The organism is Pseudomonas nicosulfuronedens (genome assembly GCF_005877905.1).
Classification (GTDB): Bacteria; Pseudomonadota; Gammaproteobacteria; order Pseudomonadales; family Pseudomonadaceae; genus Pseudomonas; species Pseudomonas nicosulfuronedens.
Genome location: NZ_SWDV01000009.1, coordinates 1 through 15,988 on the forward strand (window position 1 = coordinate 1; position 15,988 = coordinate 15,988).

At 64.6% G+C, this 15,988-nt stretch carries 17 protein-coding genes; 7 read left to right on the forward strand and 10 right to left on the reverse strand.

Features of this window, described 5'->3' with window-relative positions:
- Positions 1 to 82: 82 nt before the first annotated feature.
- On the reverse strand, positions 83 to 562 hold the full coding sequence (locus FAS41_RS09130) for a prepilin peptidase (protein ID WP_138521424.1): 480 nt from the start codon (positions 560 to 562) through the stop codon (positions 83 to 85).
- A 272-nt stretch (positions 563 to 834) separates the two neighbouring features.
- On the opposite strand from FAS41_RS09130, the gene FAS41_RS09135 reads away from it, so the two are divergent.
- Positions 835 to 1,305, forward strand: coding sequence for a TadE/TadG family type IV pilus assembly protein (locus FAS41_RS09135; protein ID WP_138521426.1), 471 nt, complete (start codon positions 835 to 837; stop codon positions 1,303 to 1,305).
- A gap of 7 nt (positions 1,306 to 1,312) precedes the next feature.
- A complete protein-coding gene (locus tag FAS41_RS09140; RefSeq protein ID WP_138521428.1) occupies positions 1,313 to 4,093 on the forward strand; it encodes a PAS domain-containing sensor histidine kinase in 2,781 nt (926 codons plus the stop codon).
- 60 nt (positions 4,094 to 4,153) lie between these two features.
- Here FAS41_RS09140 and FAS41_RS09145 read toward each other — a convergent pair whose 3' ends face one another.
- From FAS41_RS09145 to FAS41_RS09155, 3 genes are all read right to left on the reverse strand, one after another.
- On the reverse strand, positions 4,154 to 5,626 hold the full coding sequence (locus FAS41_RS09145) for an inorganic phosphate transporter (RefSeq protein ID WP_138521432.1): 1,473 nt from the start codon (positions 5,624 to 5,626) through the stop codon (positions 4,154 to 4,156).
- 286 nt (positions 5,627 to 5,912) lie between these two features.
- Positions 5,913 to 6,128 (reverse strand): hypothetical protein, encoded by a 216-nt coding sequence (locus FAS41_RS09150; protein WP_017519376.1) that lies wholly within the window; start codon positions 6,126 to 6,128, stop codon positions 5,913 to 5,915.
- Between the two features lie 240 nt (positions 6,129 to 6,368).
- Positions 6,369 to 7,445, reverse strand: coding sequence for a sigma-54 interaction domain-containing protein (locus FAS41_RS09155; protein WP_138521435.1), 1,077 nt, complete (start codon positions 7,443 to 7,445; stop codon positions 6,369 to 6,371).
- A 224-nt stretch (positions 7,446 to 7,669) separates the two neighbouring features.
- Between FAS41_RS09155 and FAS41_RS09160 the strand changes: the two genes are divergently transcribed.
- Positions 7,670 to 7,975 carry a PsiF family protein gene (locus FAS41_RS09160; protein WP_138521437.1) on the forward strand — a complete coding sequence of 102 codons (306 nt, stop codon included), beginning with the start codon at positions 7,670 to 7,672 and terminating at the stop codon, positions 7,973 to 7,975.
- A gap of 182 nt (positions 7,976 to 8,157) precedes the next feature.
- Here the strand turns inward: FAS41_RS09160 and FAS41_RS31315 are convergent, their stop codons facing one another.
- The 3 genes from FAS41_RS31315 to dmeF all read right to left on the reverse strand — a co-directional run bounded on the left by FAS41_RS31315 (position 8,158) and on the right by dmeF (position 10,356).
- Positions 8,158 to 8,292, reverse strand: a complete 135-nt coding sequence (locus tag FAS41_RS31315) for a hypothetical protein (RefSeq protein ID WP_017519380.1) — start codon at positions 8,290 to 8,292, stop codon at positions 8,158 to 8,160.
- Positions 8,293 to 8,371: 79 nt separating this feature from the next.
- On the reverse strand, positions 8,372 to 9,301 hold the full coding sequence (locus tag FAS41_RS09165; protein WP_138521439.1) for a pseudouridine synthase: 930 nt from the start codon (positions 9,299 to 9,301) through the stop codon (positions 8,372 to 8,374).
- Between the two features lie 98 nt (positions 9,302 to 9,399).
- Positions 9,400 to 10,356: a CDF family Co(II)/Ni(II) efflux transporter DmeF gene (dmeF, locus tag FAS41_RS09170; protein ID WP_138521442.1), complete on the reverse strand. Its 957-nt coding sequence runs from the start codon at positions 10,354 to 10,356 to the stop codon at positions 9,400 to 9,402.
- Between the two features lie 60 nt (positions 10,357 to 10,416).
- Here dmeF and FAS41_RS09175 point away from each other — a divergent pair, with 60 nt between their 5' ends.
- Positions 10,417 to 10,692, forward strand: a complete 276-nt coding sequence (locus FAS41_RS09175; protein WP_138521445.1) for a metal/formaldehyde-sensitive transcriptional repressor — start codon at positions 10,417 to 10,419, stop codon at positions 10,690 to 10,692.
- A 33-nt stretch (positions 10,693 to 10,725) separates the two neighbouring features.
- On the opposite strand, the gene FAS41_RS09180 is transcribed toward FAS41_RS09175, so the two are convergent.
- Positions 10,726 to 10,956, reverse strand: coding sequence for a DUF2789 domain-containing protein (locus FAS41_RS09180; protein WP_138521447.1), 231 nt, complete (start codon positions 10,954 to 10,956; stop codon positions 10,726 to 10,728).
- Between the two features lie 169 nt (positions 10,957 to 11,125).
- Between FAS41_RS09180 and FAS41_RS09185 the strand changes: the two genes are divergently transcribed.
- Positions 11,126 to 12,328, forward strand: coding sequence for an MFS transporter (locus tag FAS41_RS09185; RefSeq protein ID WP_138521450.1), 1,203 nt, complete (start codon positions 11,126 to 11,128; stop codon positions 12,326 to 12,328).
- Between the two features lie 35 nt (positions 12,329 to 12,363).
- Here FAS41_RS09185 and FAS41_RS09190 read toward each other — a convergent pair whose 3' ends face one another.
- Complete coding sequence (locus tag FAS41_RS09190) at positions 12,364 to 12,981, reverse strand: glutathione S-transferase family protein (RefSeq protein WP_138521452.1); 618 nt, start codon at positions 12,979 to 12,981, stop codon at positions 12,364 to 12,366.
- A gap of 128 nt (positions 12,982 to 13,109) precedes the next feature.
- Here FAS41_RS09190 and FAS41_RS09195 point away from each other — a divergent pair, with 128 nt between their 5' ends.
- Complete coding sequence (locus tag FAS41_RS09195; RefSeq protein ID WP_138521454.1) at positions 13,110 to 14,000, forward strand: LysR substrate-binding domain-containing protein; 891 nt, start codon at positions 13,110 to 13,112, stop codon at positions 13,998 to 14,000.
- A gap of 42 nt (positions 14,001 to 14,042) precedes the next feature.
- Here the strand turns inward: FAS41_RS09195 and ppk2 are convergent, their stop codons facing one another.
- Entirely contained in the window at positions 14,043 to 14,861 is an 819-nt protein-coding gene (gene ppk2, locus FAS41_RS09200) for a polyphosphate kinase 2 (RefSeq protein ID WP_138521456.1), read from the reverse strand.
- Between the two features lie 242 nt (positions 14,862 to 15,103).
- Between ppk2 and FAS41_RS09205 the strand changes: the two genes are divergently transcribed.
- Positions 15,104 to 15,934, forward strand: a complete 831-nt coding sequence (locus FAS41_RS09205; protein WP_138521458.1) for a VirK/YbjX family protein — start codon at positions 15,104 to 15,106, stop codon at positions 15,932 to 15,934.
- Positions 15,935 to 15,988: the final 54 nt, after the last annotated feature.

A 15,988-nucleotide genomic window follows, 5' to 3' on the forward strand; every position in this document is an offset into this window, starting at 1 on the left:
ATCTTCCCATCAGGCGATAGGTGGTATTAACCCTTAGCATATAGTCGTTAAGTTTGGATTCTGCCAATTGTCGGAATCATAATTAATGGAGGATGGTCAAAGTCGTCAGAAGACCGGCGAATAGCGCGAAGATGAAAGGAAATGACTTGAACTTTGACGGTCGCAACGGCGCTAATTTCGATTTGCAATTAGCCGGTACTTTGTCCGAATCAATCAAAAGTTTGCTGGCGAACATCAGCGCCACGCAGAACAGGCAGGCCAGCGCCAGGGTGTACAGCACCGTCAGCGGGTCGCTGGCCAGGCCCAGGGCGATCAGCAGTTTGACGTCGGCTGCGCCCAGCTTTCCCAGCCAGTAACCCGGCACGCTGAGCAGCGCCGCCAGTAGCGCAGCGACCCCCGCTGCAAGCGGCGCAAAGCCTGTCAGCGTGTGGCCCGTGAAGAGTAGGAACAACAGGGCGGCCAGCGCCCCACCCAGGGTCAGCCAGTTGCTGACGCGCAACCGAGTGAGGTCCTGATAGGCGCACAGTGCGAACCAGCCCAGCAGGCAGAGTTTGTACAGCATCGAGACTATCCTTATCCAGCAGGAGCATACGAAGCGGCTACGTGGAGTTTTAAGGTATCTGGTAGGTCAGCGCTATATTGCAATTCAAGCCATACGAAATCGGATTTGGCCCGTAACGTTATTCCTGCAAGCCATGAGGGCGAATCCCGGAAGAGCGCCTAGTATTGCTCGATAGTGGAATTTATCCGACGGCGAGTATCTTCAGTAAAGTTCTGCCGCGCCGATAAGTTGAACGATCATTCAAGTTGCAAGTTGGTCTGGGAGTATTGCGCATGAACGGAGTCGGCCGGCGTGGCACGCAGCGGGGCGCGGTGGCTATCGAATTCGCCGCCGTATTCGTCCTGTTCTTCGCCGTTCTCTATGGTCTTCTCGGCTATTGCGTGCCCTTGTTGATGTTGCAGTCCTTCAACGACGCGGCGGCGGCCGGGGCTCGGGTAGCCGTGTCGGTGAATCCCCAGGCGGCGGGTGGTTACAACGCCGCCCTGAAAGCGGCAGTGGACAACGCCGTGACCCAGCGCCTGAGCTGGATGCCCACGAGCTGGCGCAACGGCTGTTACAGCGGGCAGTTCATGGACACCCCGGTGACGGAAACGGTCTCGGGGCGGCAGTACACCCGAGTCCGGGTGTGCGTCAGCTATCCCTATGCCACCTCGCCCATCGTCCCGTTATTGACCCTGCCGGGAATCGGCACGATACCGCGCCTGCCCGACGTGCTCAGCAGCACCGCCAGCGTCTTGCTCTGAGGCCCGGATGTTCGATTTCTGGCGCTCCAGGCCGCGTGGCCAGCATGAGATGAACGACAACCCGGTGCCGAGTCGGCCTCTGGCGGCACGTCGGCGTCCGGCGCTGCCGGTGGAAGAGCTGGCCGAGCCAGTGGTGACCGGCCACTGGGACCTGTGGCTGGAGCTGGACAGCCGTGATCGCGTCATCGCCCGTGGCGGCAGCCAGGCTCACCGGCTGCTGCCGCCGGCGCCGGGCAACGGTGACCTGCCTGGGCTGGGTGATTATCTGGACCGGCGCATTCCCGGCGGCATGCAGGTGTCCAGCCTGCGCGGTGGCGAACGGCTCGACCTGGTACTGCGCAGCACCGGCGACCTACCGTTGGTTTGCCGCTTCCAGGCCGTCCTGCAGGCCAACGAGCACTGCCTGTTGCTGGGTACGGACATCTCCGACCTGAACTGGCAGTCCGACAGCCAGCAGCACAAGCTGCAATGCCTGAACCTCAGCAAGCTGTTGCTGGCGCGCCTGCGGCACAGCTCCCAACGCCGCCTCGGCGAGGCCGTCGGTGAGGTGCTGGAGGCGTTCTGCAGCAACTTTCACATGCGCAGCATGGCCCTGTTGCTGGAAGCGCCGGACCAGAGCCTGCGGGTTTTTGCCTGCTATGTGCAGCCCGGTTTCGACAGCCTGCTGCGGGAAAACCTCGCCCTGCCCGGCGATGAGTTGCGCGCCGCCAGCGGTGCCAGTCTGCTGGGAGCGGACGGCAGCCCGTCGGAGCTGCTGCGCACCTTGTGCTGCGCCCAGCTCTACCTGATCCCGGCACCGGTGCGCGGCGGGAGGTTGGCGGGGTTGCTGGCCGAGCCGATGGAACACGGCGGCAGTTGGCCGGGGCTGGCGCCGAGCGACTGGCAGTACCTGGCGGAGATCCTCACGAACCTCGTCCACGAGCGCACCGAGCTGCACAGCCTGCGCGACAGCAGCCGGCGCCTGAGCCTGCTGCAGGACATGGTAGGCGGCGGCTGGTGGCGCTTGCACGTCGACGAGGGCCTGTTCGAACTGTCGCCGGCGGTGGCGGCGAGCCTTGGGTTGCCTACCGGGCAGTTGCAGCTGGCGCTGTCCGACCTGCTGAGCCAGTTGCATCCCGCTGACGCCGATGAACTCGGCCTGCGTCTGCGCAACCTGCAGCCGGGGGGGCGTCTGGTCCAGGACCTGCGCCTGCGCGGTGCGGCTTCCACCCAGACGCGCCGCTGGCTACGCCTGCAGGGTCGGCGGCAGGCGCGTGCCGGCGACCAGTTGATGGACGGCGTGCTGCTGGACATCAGCGAGGGCAAGTTGCAGGAAGAACAGGCTCTGGCCGCCCACGCCCGGCTGCGCAACCTGATCGACAGCGCACCGGTGGTGATCTACGTGCAGCGGGTAGAGGAGGGGCACCTGATTCCCGAGTTCTACAGCGAGAGTGCCGGCAACCTGCTCGGCCTCGACCTGCAGGGCCAGAACTGGCAGGCGCTGGCCGAACGGGTGCACCCCGAAGACCTGGAAACGTTCCTCGATCGTGGCCGTGAGCTGCTGCGCGAAGGCCGCGTGCGCACCGAGTACCGCTTGCGCGATAGCGCTGGAGAATGGCACTGGCTGTACGACGAGGCCAAGCTGCTGCGTGACATCCAGGGCATCCCGCAGGAGGCTGTCGGCCTCTGGCTGGACGTCACCGAGCAGCACCTCGCCGCGCTGCAGATCGCCGAGAGCGAGGAGCGCTACCGCGTCCTGGTGGAGGACTCACCAGCGCTGATCTGCCGCTACGACCCCAGCCTGCAGCTGACCTTCATCAACCACACCTTCGCCCAGGTACTGGGAGAGCCGGTGGATGCGCTGCTCGGCCGGCGACTCGACGAGTGGCTGTCGGAACAGGACTGCAGCGCCCTGCGCGCACGCCTGGTGGGAGGCGGCAAAGGCGCGGCGGACGACTCCTGGGAACTGCGTTTCTGCCTGCCCGGCCAGCGCAACCTCTGGCTGATCTGGTCAGACCGGCCGCTGCTGGATGCCGAAGGACGACTGGTGGAAATCCAGGCCGTGGGCCGTGACAACACCGCCGTGCGGCACGCCCAGCAGCAACTGGCGCAAGGCGCGAAAATGGCCAGCCTGGGCGAGATGGTCAGCGGCATGGCCCACGAGATGAAGCAGCCCCTGCATGTCATGCGCATGTCCCTCTACAACGCACGGCAGAAGCTGGGCGAGCCCGAATACCTGAAGGAAAAGCTGGAGCGCGCCGACGCGCAGATCGACCGTCTCTCACGGGTGATCAGCCACATGGGCGTATTCAGCCGCAAGTCGGAGCTGGAGGCTGCACCCTTCGACCCCTATGACGCTTGCGAAGGCGCGGTCGCGCTGCTGGGCGAAAGCCTGACGCAGCAGGGCATCAGCCTGGAGTGCCGACCACCGGCACAGCGGGTGGTGGTGCGCGGTTATTCCGACCAATTGGAGCAGGTGCTGATCAACCTGCTGGCCAACGCCCGTGACGCATTGCTTGGCCGAGGAGAGGAGGGCGCGCGCTGGGTCGGTGTGTCGCAGGAGCCCTTTACGGACCCAGGCTGGGTGGAGCTGCATGTGCGCGACAACGCCGGTGGCATCGACCCGGTAGTGATGGAGCGCATCTTCGAGGCCTTCTTCACCACCAAGCCTATCGGCAAGGGCACTGGCCTGGGGCTGTCGGTGAGCCACGACCTGATCCGCAACATGGGCGGCAGTCTGTCTGTGGATAACTACAAGGGCGGTGCGCGGTTCGTCATCCGGCTGCCGCGACAGGCCATCACTATTTGAGTGACGGGAAATGAAAAACGCCTGCGGATGCAGGCGTTCTTCATAGTGCGCGGCGCGAGGTCAGCCGATGAAGCGCGACGACAGCCAGAACAGGCCGGCGGACAGCGCAATCGACACGGGCAGGGTCAGCACCCAGGCCATGAGGATGTTGCGGATCGTGCTGCCTTGCAGGCCGCTGCGGTTTGCCACCATGGTGCCCGCTACGCCCGAGGACAACACGTGGGTCGTGGAGACCGGCAGGCTGTAGATGTTGGCCATGCCGATGGCGGCGGTCGCGGTGAGCTGGGCGGCGATGCCCTGGGCATAAGTCATGCCCTGCTTGCCGATCTTCTCGCCGACGGTGAGCACCACGCGCTTCCAGCCGACCATGGTGCCGATGCCCAGGGCCAGGGCCACCGCGATGATCACCCAGAAGGGCGCGTATTCGGTGGTGCTGGTCAGGTCCTTGCGCAGCTTCTCGAGGTCCGCTTTCTCGCGGGACGGCAGCTCGGACAGCTTGCCGACCTTCTTCGCGGTGTCGTCCAGGCACAGCAGGTAGCGGCGTACCTGGACACGCTCGTCGTCGTTCAGGTCGTTGTAGCTGGAGACGCCGTGCAGATCGCCCAGCAGGCCCTTGAGGGTCGCTTCGGTCTGCTTCGGCTCGCAGCGGTACAGGTCAGGCATGTCCGCTTCGCCGGCCTTGCCCAGCGCGAGCATCTCGCCGAGGGTGTCGGAGTGGCGGTTGTAGAACTGCTGCAGGTGGATGGCGGCGTCGCGGGTGCGCTCGATCTGGTAGGTGGTGCTGTTCAGATCGAGGACGAATTTCGCCGGGACGATGCCGATCAGCACCAGCATGATCAGGCCGATACCCTTCTGGCCGTCGTTGGAGCCGTGCACGAAGCTCACGGTCATGGCCGAGATCACCAGCACCAGGCGGTTCCAGAACGGCGGGTGCTTCTTCTCGTCGACGTCGCGGCGGGTTTCCGGGGTCTTGTGCATCTTCGACAGCGGATACAGCCACTTCAGGCCGATCAGCAGGGCGCCCGCGACGATGAAGCCGGCCAGCGGCGAAAAGATCAGCGACAGGCCGATGTCGATGGCCTTGCCCCAGTTGATCCCGTCGGCCACCGGTACGCCGTTGATCAGGGCATTTGCCAGGCCTACGCCGAGAATCGAGCCGATCAGGGTGTGCGAGCTGGAAGCCGGGATGCCGAAGTACCAGGTGCCCAGGTTCCAGGTGATGGCCGCGGCGAGCAGCGAGAACACCATGGCCAGACCGTGGCCGGTGTTCACGTTGATCAGCAGCTCCACCGGCAGCAGGTGGACGATCGCGTAGGCGACGCCGACGCCACCGAGCAACACGCCGAGGAAGTTGAAGATGCCGGACAGGATCACCGCGCGGTACGGGGACATGGCCTTGGTGTAGATGACCGTGGCCACCGCGTTGGCGGTGTCGTGGAAGCCGTTGATGAACTCGAAGGCCAGGACGAATGCGAGTGCCAGCACCAGGCTGATACCCACCCAGACATCGAGTCCGCTGAAGAGATCGAACATGAAAATTCTATGACCGGTCGGAGACGGGGCGGCGATTATGCCAGAAGCTTGGAGCACCGTATTTAGCCTGAAACGGTTTCTCCAATTTGCGCGACGCCTCGTCGCACGGCGCTTTCAGGCAGGGTGGAAAAAGTTTGCAATGCTTCCACGCGGGCCGCCGGCCCATCGGATGAGTGTTTGCAGGCCAACTGGCGGGCTCCCCCACGGAGCGCTGCTCGCCCATGGCTTCGAGACTTTCCCACAATGGATTCGGGGAGATCCTTCAGCCTGGGGCCGTACCTGCGATTTAAACGGAAGCGGCTTCCTGATCCTTTTTCAGTCGTTCTTCTTCGATTCTTTCCAGTTCCCGGTCGAACGCCTTGTCCTGCACGCTGGGTCGCTTGCGCCAGGGTTTCTTGCCGGGTTCGGGCTGGGCGGCATAAAGGGTTACTTCGCCGCCCTGTTCATCCTTGAAACGTTGCTCCTGGCGCTCCAGTTCCGCGCGCAGTTCGTCTTTGGTCACGATCATTCCTGATGACTAAAAGCTGATGACTAGGAAATATTGACTAGAAGCTGGTGACGATAGGACGGTCGCCGGCGATCGACGCCTTGCCGGGACGTCACCCTGGCAGTGTAGACGCTGAGGTCGCATTGGCGTGCCGGCCGTAAAAACGGCGCGGATTATAACCTTTCGCGGGGGGAGGTCGGGCGGGGATCGCCGACGGACGGTTTCAGCCCGCTGCTGGTGCAGGCTGAACTCACCTCAGCCAGTGCGGCTGAGGTTCAGTTCACCGATCTTTTCCAGGCGTGCGCGAACGATGTTGCGGCTGATGCCCAGCAAACGACCGGTCTGCAGCTGGTTGCCATGGCAGAAGTGGTAAGCGGTGCGGAACAGCACTTCCTCGACGTGCTCGTAGAGATCGGGCTTGTTGCTTTCGAATAGTTCCAGCAGCGCCTGCTCCAGGGTGGCCTCGACGCGAGGAGCCAGGGCGTGGGGGAAGGCTTCGTGGCGCAGAGCGTCGTGACGCGGCGCCGACGGCAGCTCGGCGAGTTGCAGGTCGCCAGGCTGCACCTGCTGGTTGCGGCATACCAGCAGGGCATGGTGGATGGCGTTCTCCAGCTCGCGAATGTTGCCCGGCCAGGTGTGGCCCAGCAGCTTGCGTTCGGCCTCGAGGCTCAGGGTCGCGCGGTTGTATCCCAGGCGCTGGCAGTGCTCTTCGAGGAAGAATTCGGCCAGCGGCAGGATGTCGCCGGGACGCTCGCGCAACGGGGGCAGGCGGATGGTGGCGACATGCAGGCGGTAGAACAGGTCCTCGCGAAAGTGCCCGGCCACCACGGCGTCGGCCAGGTTGACGTTGGTGGCGGCGACCACTCGCACGTTGATCGACACTGGTGTGCGCGAGCCGAGGCGCACGACCTCGCGCTCCTGCAGTACGCGCAGCAGTTTTACCTGCATGTTCAGCGGCAGGTCACCGATTTCGTCGAGGAACAGGGTGCCGCCGTTGGCCGACTCGAACCAGCCGGCCTTGCTGCTGGTAGCGCCGGTGTAGGCGCCTTTTTCGTGTCCGAAAAGCTCGCTTTCCACCAGCGTCTCGGAGAATGCGCCGCAGTTCACCGCCACGAAGGGCGCGCCGCTGCGGCGGCTGAGCTTGTGGATATGCCGCGCGACCAGTTCCTTGCCGGTGCCGGTCTCGCCGATGATCAGCGCGTTGGCTTCGCTGGGGGCCAGGCGCTCGATACGGTTGAGCAACTCCTGCGAGCGCGGGTCCTTGAACACCAGCACCGTGGCGCGGACCGACTTGGTTTGCTCGCGGGCATTGGGAAGGGTCAACAGCGACATGGCGGGTTCCTGGCGTACCGAATGGGTGGCAGCGCCATACTGCGGCATTTTTGATATTTCAAAAAATTATCAATTCGAATTTGTATATAGCTAATTTTTCTTTATGCCTCGTGCAAGCCATCACGAGCCGGGAGGGCTGACGTGCAGCATCGCGTCGCAGCCCTCGCGAATGCTGGGCTGCGAGCTACGCTCAGAGTGGCAATTCCATCCTGGGAGACCACTCCATGACCACCGTTCGGATTCCGCTGCTCGTCCTGGCTCTGCTTTTTTCGGCGCAAGGCTTTGCTGCCACCGCCGCGCAGACCGCGCAGCAGGAGAAGATGAAGACCTGTAACACCGACGCCACCACCAAGGCGCTCAAGGGCGATGAGCGCAAGGCGTTCATGAGCACCTGCCTGAAGGCCGGCAGTGACACCAAGGCGATGACGCCGCAGCAGGAGAAGATGAAGACCTGCAACGCCGACGCCACCACCAAGGCGCTCAAGGGCGATGAACGCAAGGCGTTCATGAGCACCTGTCTGAAGAAGTGAGGATGGAGCGCGGCAGTGCCGCGCGGGACACGAAAAAGGGCAGCCTCGGCTGCCCTTTTCAATTGTGTCTGTCTCGGCGGCCCGGCGTTACAGGCCAGAGAAAACAAGCCAGGCCGCGGCCATGGCGTAGAGGACGATCACCGCATCCATGCGCAGCGCAGGCGGGAGTCGCCGCACAAGGTTCATTTCTTCGCCACCGCGGACCAGAAGCCCTGGGCATTGCGGAAAGGCTGGCGGGCCATCTGTTCGGGACGGGTGATGCCATCGGCGCGCAGGGCGTTGACGAGGGCGGAAAAGGACTTGGCGCTGTAGCTCATGATCGGGCTCCCGATGCTTTCTCTCCTTGGGGTGGAGCTATGAAAACATCCGGGCCGCTATCGACGGAAATGGATCGTCTTAAGGGTGACCATCGATGAAATTGATGGAAGGCCAGGTCAGTTCCAGCCGGCTCCTGAATTGTCGTGCCTCACCGGTAAACGGGTCGATGAACGCCAGTTGCCGGGCCAGCAGCTTCAGCGGCTTGTCGAAATCCTCCGGTGGCCGCTCGCCGCGCGGCGGCAGCGTCGGGTAGAGCGGGTCGAAGCACAGCGCCGCGCCCAGGCCCGACATGTGCACGCGCAACTGGTGGCGTTTACCGGACACCGGATGCAACCCATAGCGCCACAGGTCACCGCGCTGCTCCAGTACCTCGATCTGTGTTTCGCTGTTGGGCTCACCGTCCACTTCCTGCATGCGGATGAAGGGATCACCCTCGACCATCCGCGAGCGGTGCACCAGCGGGAATTCCCGTTGCGGCAGCGCCGGGGCGATGGCCTCGTACATCTTGTCGATGCGTCGCTCGCGGAACAGCGCCTGGTAGGCATCGCGGTTGTTTGGGTTGGCGGAAAACAGCACCAGCCCGGCGGTGAGCCGGTCGATGCGGTGCAGCGGCACCAGTTGCGGGTTGTCCAGGCGCTTGGCGAGACGGGCGAGGAGGGTTTCCTCGACGTACTGGCCCGCGGGTGTTACCGGCAGGAAGTGCGGCTTGTCCGCCACTACCAGGTGATCATCGGCATACAGGATGCTTTCCTGGAAGGGGACCGGCGCTTCCTTCGGCACCTCGCGGAAGTAATGGATGCGCAGGGCTTCGCGATACGGGTGCGCGGGGCCAATGGGCTGGCCGTTGTTGTCCAGCACCTTGCCGCGCGCCATGCGGTCCAGCCAGGTGTCGCGGCTGATCGCCGGGAAGCGCGCGCACAGGCAATCGAGCACCGTCGTCCAGGGGCCGGCGGGCAGGTGCAGGATGCTGGCGCGTTGCTGGGCGGTGGAGAAGCGGGAGCTGGACATGCGGGCAGGCGATCGGGTTCGACAGGCTGCGCATTAGGCCGCAGCGGCGTGGCGGCCGTCAAAGCCGCCACGACTTCCGGTCATTCCGGGTGCAGTTCTCAGGTGGGGATCGGGTTGATCTCCACGGTGATGTGCGCCAGCTCCTCATGGATCTGCAGGCGCTGACGCACCAGTTCTGGCGTCAGGTCGCCGCTGCTGGCGAGGCTGAGGATGCAGGCGTAGCGTGACTTGCCCACGCGCCACAGGTGCAGGTCGGTGATACGCGCCGGATAGGGCAGCTCGGCGACTACCTCGCGGATTTCCTCCACCACCGGGTCGTTCATCTCCGCGTCCAGCAGCACGCGCCCGCTCTGCTTGAGCAGGCCGACTGACCACACGGCCACCAGCACCGCGCCGACCATGCCCATCAGCGGGTCGAGCCAGGCGGCGCCCCAGATCAGGCCGCCGATCAGGGCGATGATCGCCGCCACCGAGGTGGCGGCGTCGGCCAGCACGTGCAGGTAAGCGGCGCGCAGGTTCAGGTCGTGGCCATGGTCATGATGTTCATGGTCGTGGTGATGGTCATGGCCATGAGCGTGATCATGGCCATGGTGATGGTGCTCGCCGCGCAGCAGCCAAGCACAGGCCAGGTTCACCAGCAGGCCGATGACCGCGATGGCGATAGCCTGCTGGTAGTGGATCGGCGAAGGAGAGAGCAGCCGGGCGACAGACTCGAACATCATCAGCGCCGCCACGCCCAGCAACAGGATGGCGCTGGTGTAGCTGGCGAGAATCTCGATCTTGAAGGTGCCGAAGGCAAAGCGCGCGTCGCCCTTGAAGCGCCGTGCCGCCACGTAGGCGAAGAAGGCAAGCCCCAGTGCCAGGGCGTGGGAGCTCATGTGCCAGCCGTCCGCCAGCAGCGCCATGGAGTTGAAGATCCAGCCGCCGGCGATCTCCACCACCATCATCACGACGGTCAGCAGCGCGGCGCGCAGGGTGTTGCGTTCGGCCAGGGGATTGCCTTCGTGGAACTGGTGGTCGTGGCGACCGTCTTGCGGGTGGGCGGCGTGCTGCATGATGATGGTCCACAGGATCAGTCTGGATACTATACCCCAGTATACCTTAGGAGTTTTGACGTGGGACATACCATCAAGGACCAGAAGAAGCTGCTGACCCGGGTGCGGCGCATCAAGGGCCAGAGCGAGGCGCTGGAGCGGGCGCTGGAGGCGGGCAGCGAATGCGCGGCGATCCTGCAGCAGATCGCCGCCATCCGCGGCGCGGTGAACGGATTGATGGCCGAAGTGCTCGAAGGCCACCTGCGCGATCACCTGGGCGCCGAGGACCGCACCGCGGAGCAGCGCCACGAAGACCTGGAACAGGTCATGGGCGTGCTGCGCTCCTATTTGAAGTAGGGCTACTTCAGGTCGCTGCGGGTGCGTTGCGGGTCAGTTGGACAGCCGCACCGCCAGCTCGTCGGCTTCCTCGGTCCAGTCCGAATCCTGCTGCAGCGCCTCGCGCAGGAACTGCGACTGGGCGGCGTTCCAGAACGGCGCGTCCGGTAGTTTCTGCCCATCGGCGAGGCGGTGGCTGCCGAGGAAGGCGTCGATGTCCTTGCGCCCGTCGGGCAGGCCCAGTTGCTTGAACAGGGCGCTCAGGCTGTGCTGGCTGGTGTCCATGACGATCTCCTTGATGCGTAGGGAGCGCGCCGCCACGGCGCGCGGCAATGGAACAACTATAGGAGCATCGGCCGACGAGCAAGGTTCGGATTGGCAATCGGGGCGGAAATAGATAGCCTGCTTTCAATCGTCCCCGCACACGCTCCGCCACCCACCGTCAGGCCCGTCCATGAGCTCGTCCGAGCAGCGAACCGCCTCCGTCACCCTGCGCATCCTCGCGACCGTCTTCTTCACCTTTGTCCTGTTCCTGAGCATCGGCCTGCTGCTGCCGGTACTGCCCGGATTCGTTCATGAAGGCCTTGGCTACTCGACGGTGATCGCCGGCGCGGTGATCGGCCTGCAGTACATCGCCACGCTGCTGTCCCGCCCGCTGGCGGGCTACGTGGCCGACACCTACGGGGCCAAGCGTGCCGTGCTCCATGGCCTGGGCGTACTGGGCGTCGGCGGTGTGCTGGTGCTGGCATCCACCAGCTTCGAGTCCGTGGCCTGGCTGAGCCTGACTCTGCTGCTCGGCAGCCGCCTGCTGTTCGGCCTGGCGCAGGGGCTGCTGGGGATCGGCACGGCGAGCTGGGGCATTGCGCTGGTGGGCACGCAGAACACTGCCAAGGTGATTTCCTGGAACGGCATCGTCAGCTACGGCGGCATCGCCATCGGAGCGCCGCTGGGCGTGACCATGTCGGCCTCGCTGGGCCTGTGGAGCCTGGGCATGAGCATCCTGGTGCTCACCGCGCTGGGCTGGCTGGCGGCCCGTGGCCGGGACGAGGTTCCGACTATTCCCGGCACGCGCATGGCTTTCCACGCCGTGCTCGGCCGCGTGCTGCCCTACGGAATGTGCGTGATGCTCGGCTCCATCGGCTTCGGCACCCTGGCGACCTTCATCACCCTCTATTACGGCAGCCAGGGCTGGGCGAACCCGGCCTGGTGCCTGACCGCCTTCGGCGTCTGCTTCGTCGGCGCTCGGCTGATCTTCTCGGGCATGGTCAACCGTTTCGGCGGTTTCGCCGTCGCGGTGGTCTGCCTGGGCGTGGAGGTCTTCGGCCTGCTGCTGCTCTGGCAGGCGCCGGGGCCGGGATTCGCGCTGCTGGGGGCGGCGCTTACCGGTTGTGGCCTGTCGCTGGTCTATCCGTCGCTGGGCGTCGAGGCGGTGCTACGCATCCCGGCCAGCAGCCGCAGCGCGGGGCTGGGTGCCTACGCACTGTTCTTCGACCTGGCAATGGGCGTCGCCGGCCCGCTGATGGGGCTGGTCGCCGCCCGCCACGGCTACGCGTCGATCTTCCTGGCCGCCGCCGGGTTGGCGCTCTGCGGCTTCGTCATCTGCTTCGGCTTGCTGCGTTTTACCAGACAGCAGCATGAAGAATTGCCCAAGGACTGAGTCTCCTACGGCCAATTGGGTTCCGTGCCAAGGGATCACACCGGCGGGAAAGCCTTGAACGCCTCCAGCGCTTCGGCCTGTTCCGCCCAGTCGTGCACCGCCGGGTAACTGTCTGCCGGGATGTCTTCGGAGTGCAGCAACTGCACAAAGGTCCAGGCCACTGCGATGCTCAGCCCGGCCTGATCCAGCGGCGCGCCGGCGTCCAGCGACATCTCGCGCAACTCGCCTTCCAGTTGCGCCAGGGCGGCGTGCAACTGCTGGTCGACCCGCTCCTGCCAGGTGGCGAGCTGCTTGTCGTCCGGCCGCTGCTGTTCGTAGTAGCGCTGCACTGCCTTCTCCATGACCGCCAGGGCCAGGCCCAGCAAGCGCGTGGCGCGTACCCGCGCGGCCGGCTCGGCGGGCATCAGGCTGCGTCCGGCCAGGTGTTCGAGGCAGTCGATGATCAGGGTGGAATCCATCAGCACCTGGCCGTCGCCCATTACCAGAGTTGGCGCCTTCACCACCGGGTTGATGCCGCGGAATTCCTCGTAGGTGCGGAATACCGACAGCGACTGGTGGCTGAACTCGATGCCGAGCAGGCGCAGGGTGATGGCGACGCGGCGCACGTAGGGCGAGTCGAGCATGCCGATCAGGTGCGGAAGCTTCTGTTGCATGGGCACATCCTGTTAGTGGAGATTGCATCGTGGCTGGCGCGGTTCTTCGCGCAGTGGCCATGAATCTAGAGGCTTTTTCCGCTGGAAAATAGCGACGATTAGTGACCGATTTGGTTAGGAATACTTACATGAGTGCAGTGCCCCCGCTCTCCGCCCTGCGTAGTTTCGAGGCCGTTGCCCGGCTCGGCAGCGTGACGCTTGCCGCCAGTGAACTGCACGTCACGCATTCGGCCATCAGCCAGCAGGTGCGCCAGCTGGAGAGCCTTCTGGGCATCACTCTGCTGCAGCGCGAGGGCCGCGGGGTGCGCCTGAGCGAGGAAGGGCGCCTCTACGCCCTGCAGATTCGCGGGGCGCTGCGCGATATCGCCGAGGCGACCCGCCTGGCGAGGGCGCGTCCGGGCGAGGATGAGCTGGTAGTGGCGCTCACACCGTCGTTCGGCCAGAAGTGGTTGCTGCCACGCCTGCCGGGCTTTCGCGCGACTTATCCACAGTACCGTCTGCGCCTGCTCGCCAGTCTGGAAGTGATGGACCTGCGCCAGGGGCTGGCCGATGTGGCGATCCGCATCGGTCAGGGGCACTGGGAAGGGTTGGCGCAGGAGCGTCTGTTCGAGGATGAAATGGTGGTCGTTGGCGCGCCGGACTTCAACGGAGGGCGTCTGCCGCAGACTCCGGAGGAAATCCTCCGCTGCCCGCGCGTCACTGGTTTCGAGTCCTGGCTGGGCTGGTGCCAGGCGGCAGGCGTGGAAGTGCCGCAGGAGTCGGCGGAGTTCGTGGTGAACGACTCCAACCTGAGTATCGAGGCGGTGCGCTTGGGGCAGGGGATCGGCCTGGAACGCCGCAGCCTGGTGGCGGGGGCGCTGGAAAGCGGTGAACTGGTTGCCCTGAGCGATCTGCGCGTGCCCTACGGCTTCCCCTACTGGTTGGTCTGGCCCGAGCGCGAGGCGACCCAGGCCAAGGTGGCGGCCTTTGCCAGTTGGTTATCGGGGGAGGTGGACCGCTATCTGCAGGCAATCGCCTGAGCGACTGGATCCGGGGCCGGTGAGAGCCGGCCCCGGTTGGTATCAGAATTTTTCTTCGATGAAGTGGATCGGGTAATCGGGACTCTGGTACTTGCCGATCTTGCCGCGCTTGGGCAGCTTCACTTCCTCGCGCGGGAGCTCCTTGTAAGGCACGTGCTTGAGGATGTGACTGATGACATTCAGGCGCACGCGCTTCTTGTCCTCGGAGGGCGCGACGATCCAGGGCGCCCAGGGCGAGTCGGTGGCGGCGAACATCAGGTCGCGGGCGCGGGTGTACTCGTCCCAGCGGGTGAAGGACTTCACGTCCATCGGCGAGAGTTTCCAGATCTTGCGACCGTCAGTGATGCGGTCCTTCAGACGGCGTTCCTGCTCCTCGGGGCTGACCTCCAGCCAGAATTTCAGCAGGATGATTCCCGACTCGGTGAGCATGCGCTCGAACAGCGGGGTCACGGCGAGGAATTTGTCCGCCTGCTCCTCGGTGCAGAAGCCCATCACCCGCTCGACGCCGGCGCGGTTGTACCAGCTGCGGTCGAAGATCACCACCTCGCCGGCTGATGGCAGGTGGCGGATGTAACGCTGGGCGTAGAGCTGGGATTTCTCCCGCTCGGTCGGTGTGGGCAGCGCCACCACGCGGAACACCCGTGGGCTGACGCGCTCGGTGAGCGCCTTGATAGTGCCGCCTTTACCGGCGCCATCACGGCCCTCGAAGATGATGCAGACCTTCAGGCCCTTTTGAACCACCCATTGCTGCAGCTTGACCAGTTCCACGGACAGCTTGCGCAGGTGTTCCTCGTACTCGCTGTTCTTCATCTTGCCTTGCGGTTCTACAGCCTGATTCTTGGCTTTGCTCTTCTTGCCCATCTTGGTCTCCATGTCGGGGCGTTGGGATACCACTCCAGAGCATAGCGGTGGATTGCCATCGAGCATCTGCGAAAGCGAGCGGATATCCGTCGGACTTTGCTGCATGCCAATCGGAAATATCACTCAGCGGGGCGGCCGGGAGACCGATCCCCCGGCGGGAACTTCACGACCACACTGGCGCGCTTTTCATTTCGCGTGCGCAGGAGTGCGCCGCTTTCTCCCGCTCCGGACCCCTCAGACCCATGCGCTGGAAAACCATTCGCAAGACCGGCCAACGCGCGCTGGCAGCCACCCTGTTCCCCTACCTGCACTGGTGCTGGTCGCGCCGTATTCAGCTTATGCCGGTGCTGTCCGAGTCCTATCAGGACGGGTTGCCGCCCGCCCAGAAACACTGGCGAAAGTACCTGTGCCGCCACTGGAGCGTCCGGCGCCGGCTCGCTGCATTGCTGGAGCACTATTCACAGCTGGATTGCCTGCCTGGCGCCTGGAGAGAGAAGTTACTGGCCCTGGGGCCGGTGCACCTCAGCCTGGTTCCTCTGAAAAGCGGTGACGCGCTGGAAGTGCTGCTGGAGCCATCGGACTTCTACCGTGAGGGAGAGCTGGGCCTGTACCTGCGCAATGGTGACGGTGAGCGCTTGTACTCCCTGAGTTTCACCCTCGGAAAGAATGGTCAGCTGCTGATCGGTGGGCTGCAGGGGCCGCGCACGACAATGGACGAAGGCACCGTCAAATGGCTGGGCAAGGAAATGTTCGGCCTGCGGCCCAAGAGCCTGCTGCTCAGCGCTCTTTATACGATGGGCGAGCAGATGGGCGGCCGGCAGCTACTGGGTATCAGTGACGCCGCGCATACCTGCTCGCACAAGCTCAAGTCCAGTTACGACGCCTTCTGGCTGGAAGCCCACGCCAAGCGGCACAACCGCCACTGGTATCGCCTGCCCAAGCGCGAACCGGTGCGCGACATCGCCGAGGTGAAGAGCCAGCGGCGCAGCGAGTTCCGCCGCCGCGAGGCACTGCGCGAGGAGATCGCCGAAGCCATCCGCAAAGCCTGGGAGCAAGGTGCCGTCGCCGCCTGAGCGGCGTTGTAAAAAACTGCCCCGCCAGCCCGCTTTTTTGGTGAAATGCCCGTC

What these genes read in the sequence shown, in the direction of transcription:
- FAS41_RS09185 (WP_138521450.1), top strand. Translation starts at nt 11,126, where the DNA reads ATGAGCTCGTCCGAGCAGCGAACCGCCTCCGTCACCCTGCGCATCCTC.
- FAS41_RS09130 (WP_138521424.1), bottom strand. Translation starts at nt 562, where the DNA reads ATGCTGTACAAACTCTGCCTGCTGGGCTGGTTCGCACTGTGCGCCTAT.
- FAS41_RS09180 (WP_138521447.1), bottom strand. Translation starts at nt 10,956, where the DNA reads ATGGACACCAGCCAGCACAGCCTGAGCGCCCTGTTCAAGCAACTGGGC.
- dmeF (WP_138521442.1), bottom strand. Translation starts at nt 10,356, where the DNA reads ATGCAGCACGCCGCCCACCCGCAAGACGGTCGCCACGACCACCAGTTC.
- FAS41_RS09135 (WP_138521426.1), top strand. Translation starts at nt 835, where the DNA reads ATGAACGGAGTCGGCCGGCGTGGCACGCAGCGGGGCGCGGTGGCTATC.
- FAS41_RS09165 (WP_138521439.1), bottom strand. Translation starts at nt 9,301, where the DNA reads ATGTCCAGCTCCCGCTTCTCCACCGCCCAGCAACGCGCCAGCATCCTG.
- FAS41_RS09195 (WP_138521454.1), top strand. Translation starts at nt 13,110, where the DNA reads ATGAGTGCAGTGCCCCCGCTCTCCGCCCTGCGTAGTTTCGAGGCCGTT.
- FAS41_RS09205 (WP_138521458.1), top strand. Translation starts at nt 15,104, where the DNA reads ATGCGCTGGAAAACCATTCGCAAGACCGGCCAACGCGCGCTGGCAGCC.
- ppk2 (WP_138521456.1), bottom strand. Translation starts at nt 14,861, where the DNA reads ATGGGCAAGAAGAGCAAAGCCAAGAATCAGGCTGTAGAACCGCAAGGC.
- FAS41_RS09160 (WP_138521437.1), top strand. Translation starts at nt 7,670, where the DNA reads ATGACCACCGTTCGGATTCCGCTGCTCGTCCTGGCTCTGCTTTTTTCG.
- FAS41_RS31315 (WP_017519380.1), bottom strand. Translation starts at nt 8,292, where the DNA reads ATGAGCTACAGCGCCAAGTCCTTTTCCGCCCTCGTCAACGCCCTGCGC.
- FAS41_RS09155 (WP_138521435.1), bottom strand. Translation starts at nt 7,445, where the DNA reads ATGTCGCTGTTGACCCTTCCCAATGCCCGCGAGCAAACCAAGTCGGTC.
- FAS41_RS09140 (WP_138521428.1), top strand. Translation starts at nt 1,313, where the DNA reads ATGTTCGATTTCTGGCGCTCCAGGCCGCGTGGCCAGCATGAGATGAAC.
- FAS41_RS09190 (WP_138521452.1), bottom strand. Translation starts at nt 12,981, where the DNA reads ATGCAACAGAAGCTTCCGCACCTGATCGGCATGCTCGACTCGCCCTAC.
- FAS41_RS09145 (WP_138521432.1), bottom strand. Translation starts at nt 5,626, where the DNA reads ATGTTCGATCTCTTCAGCGGACTCGATGTCTGGGTGGGTATCAGCCTG.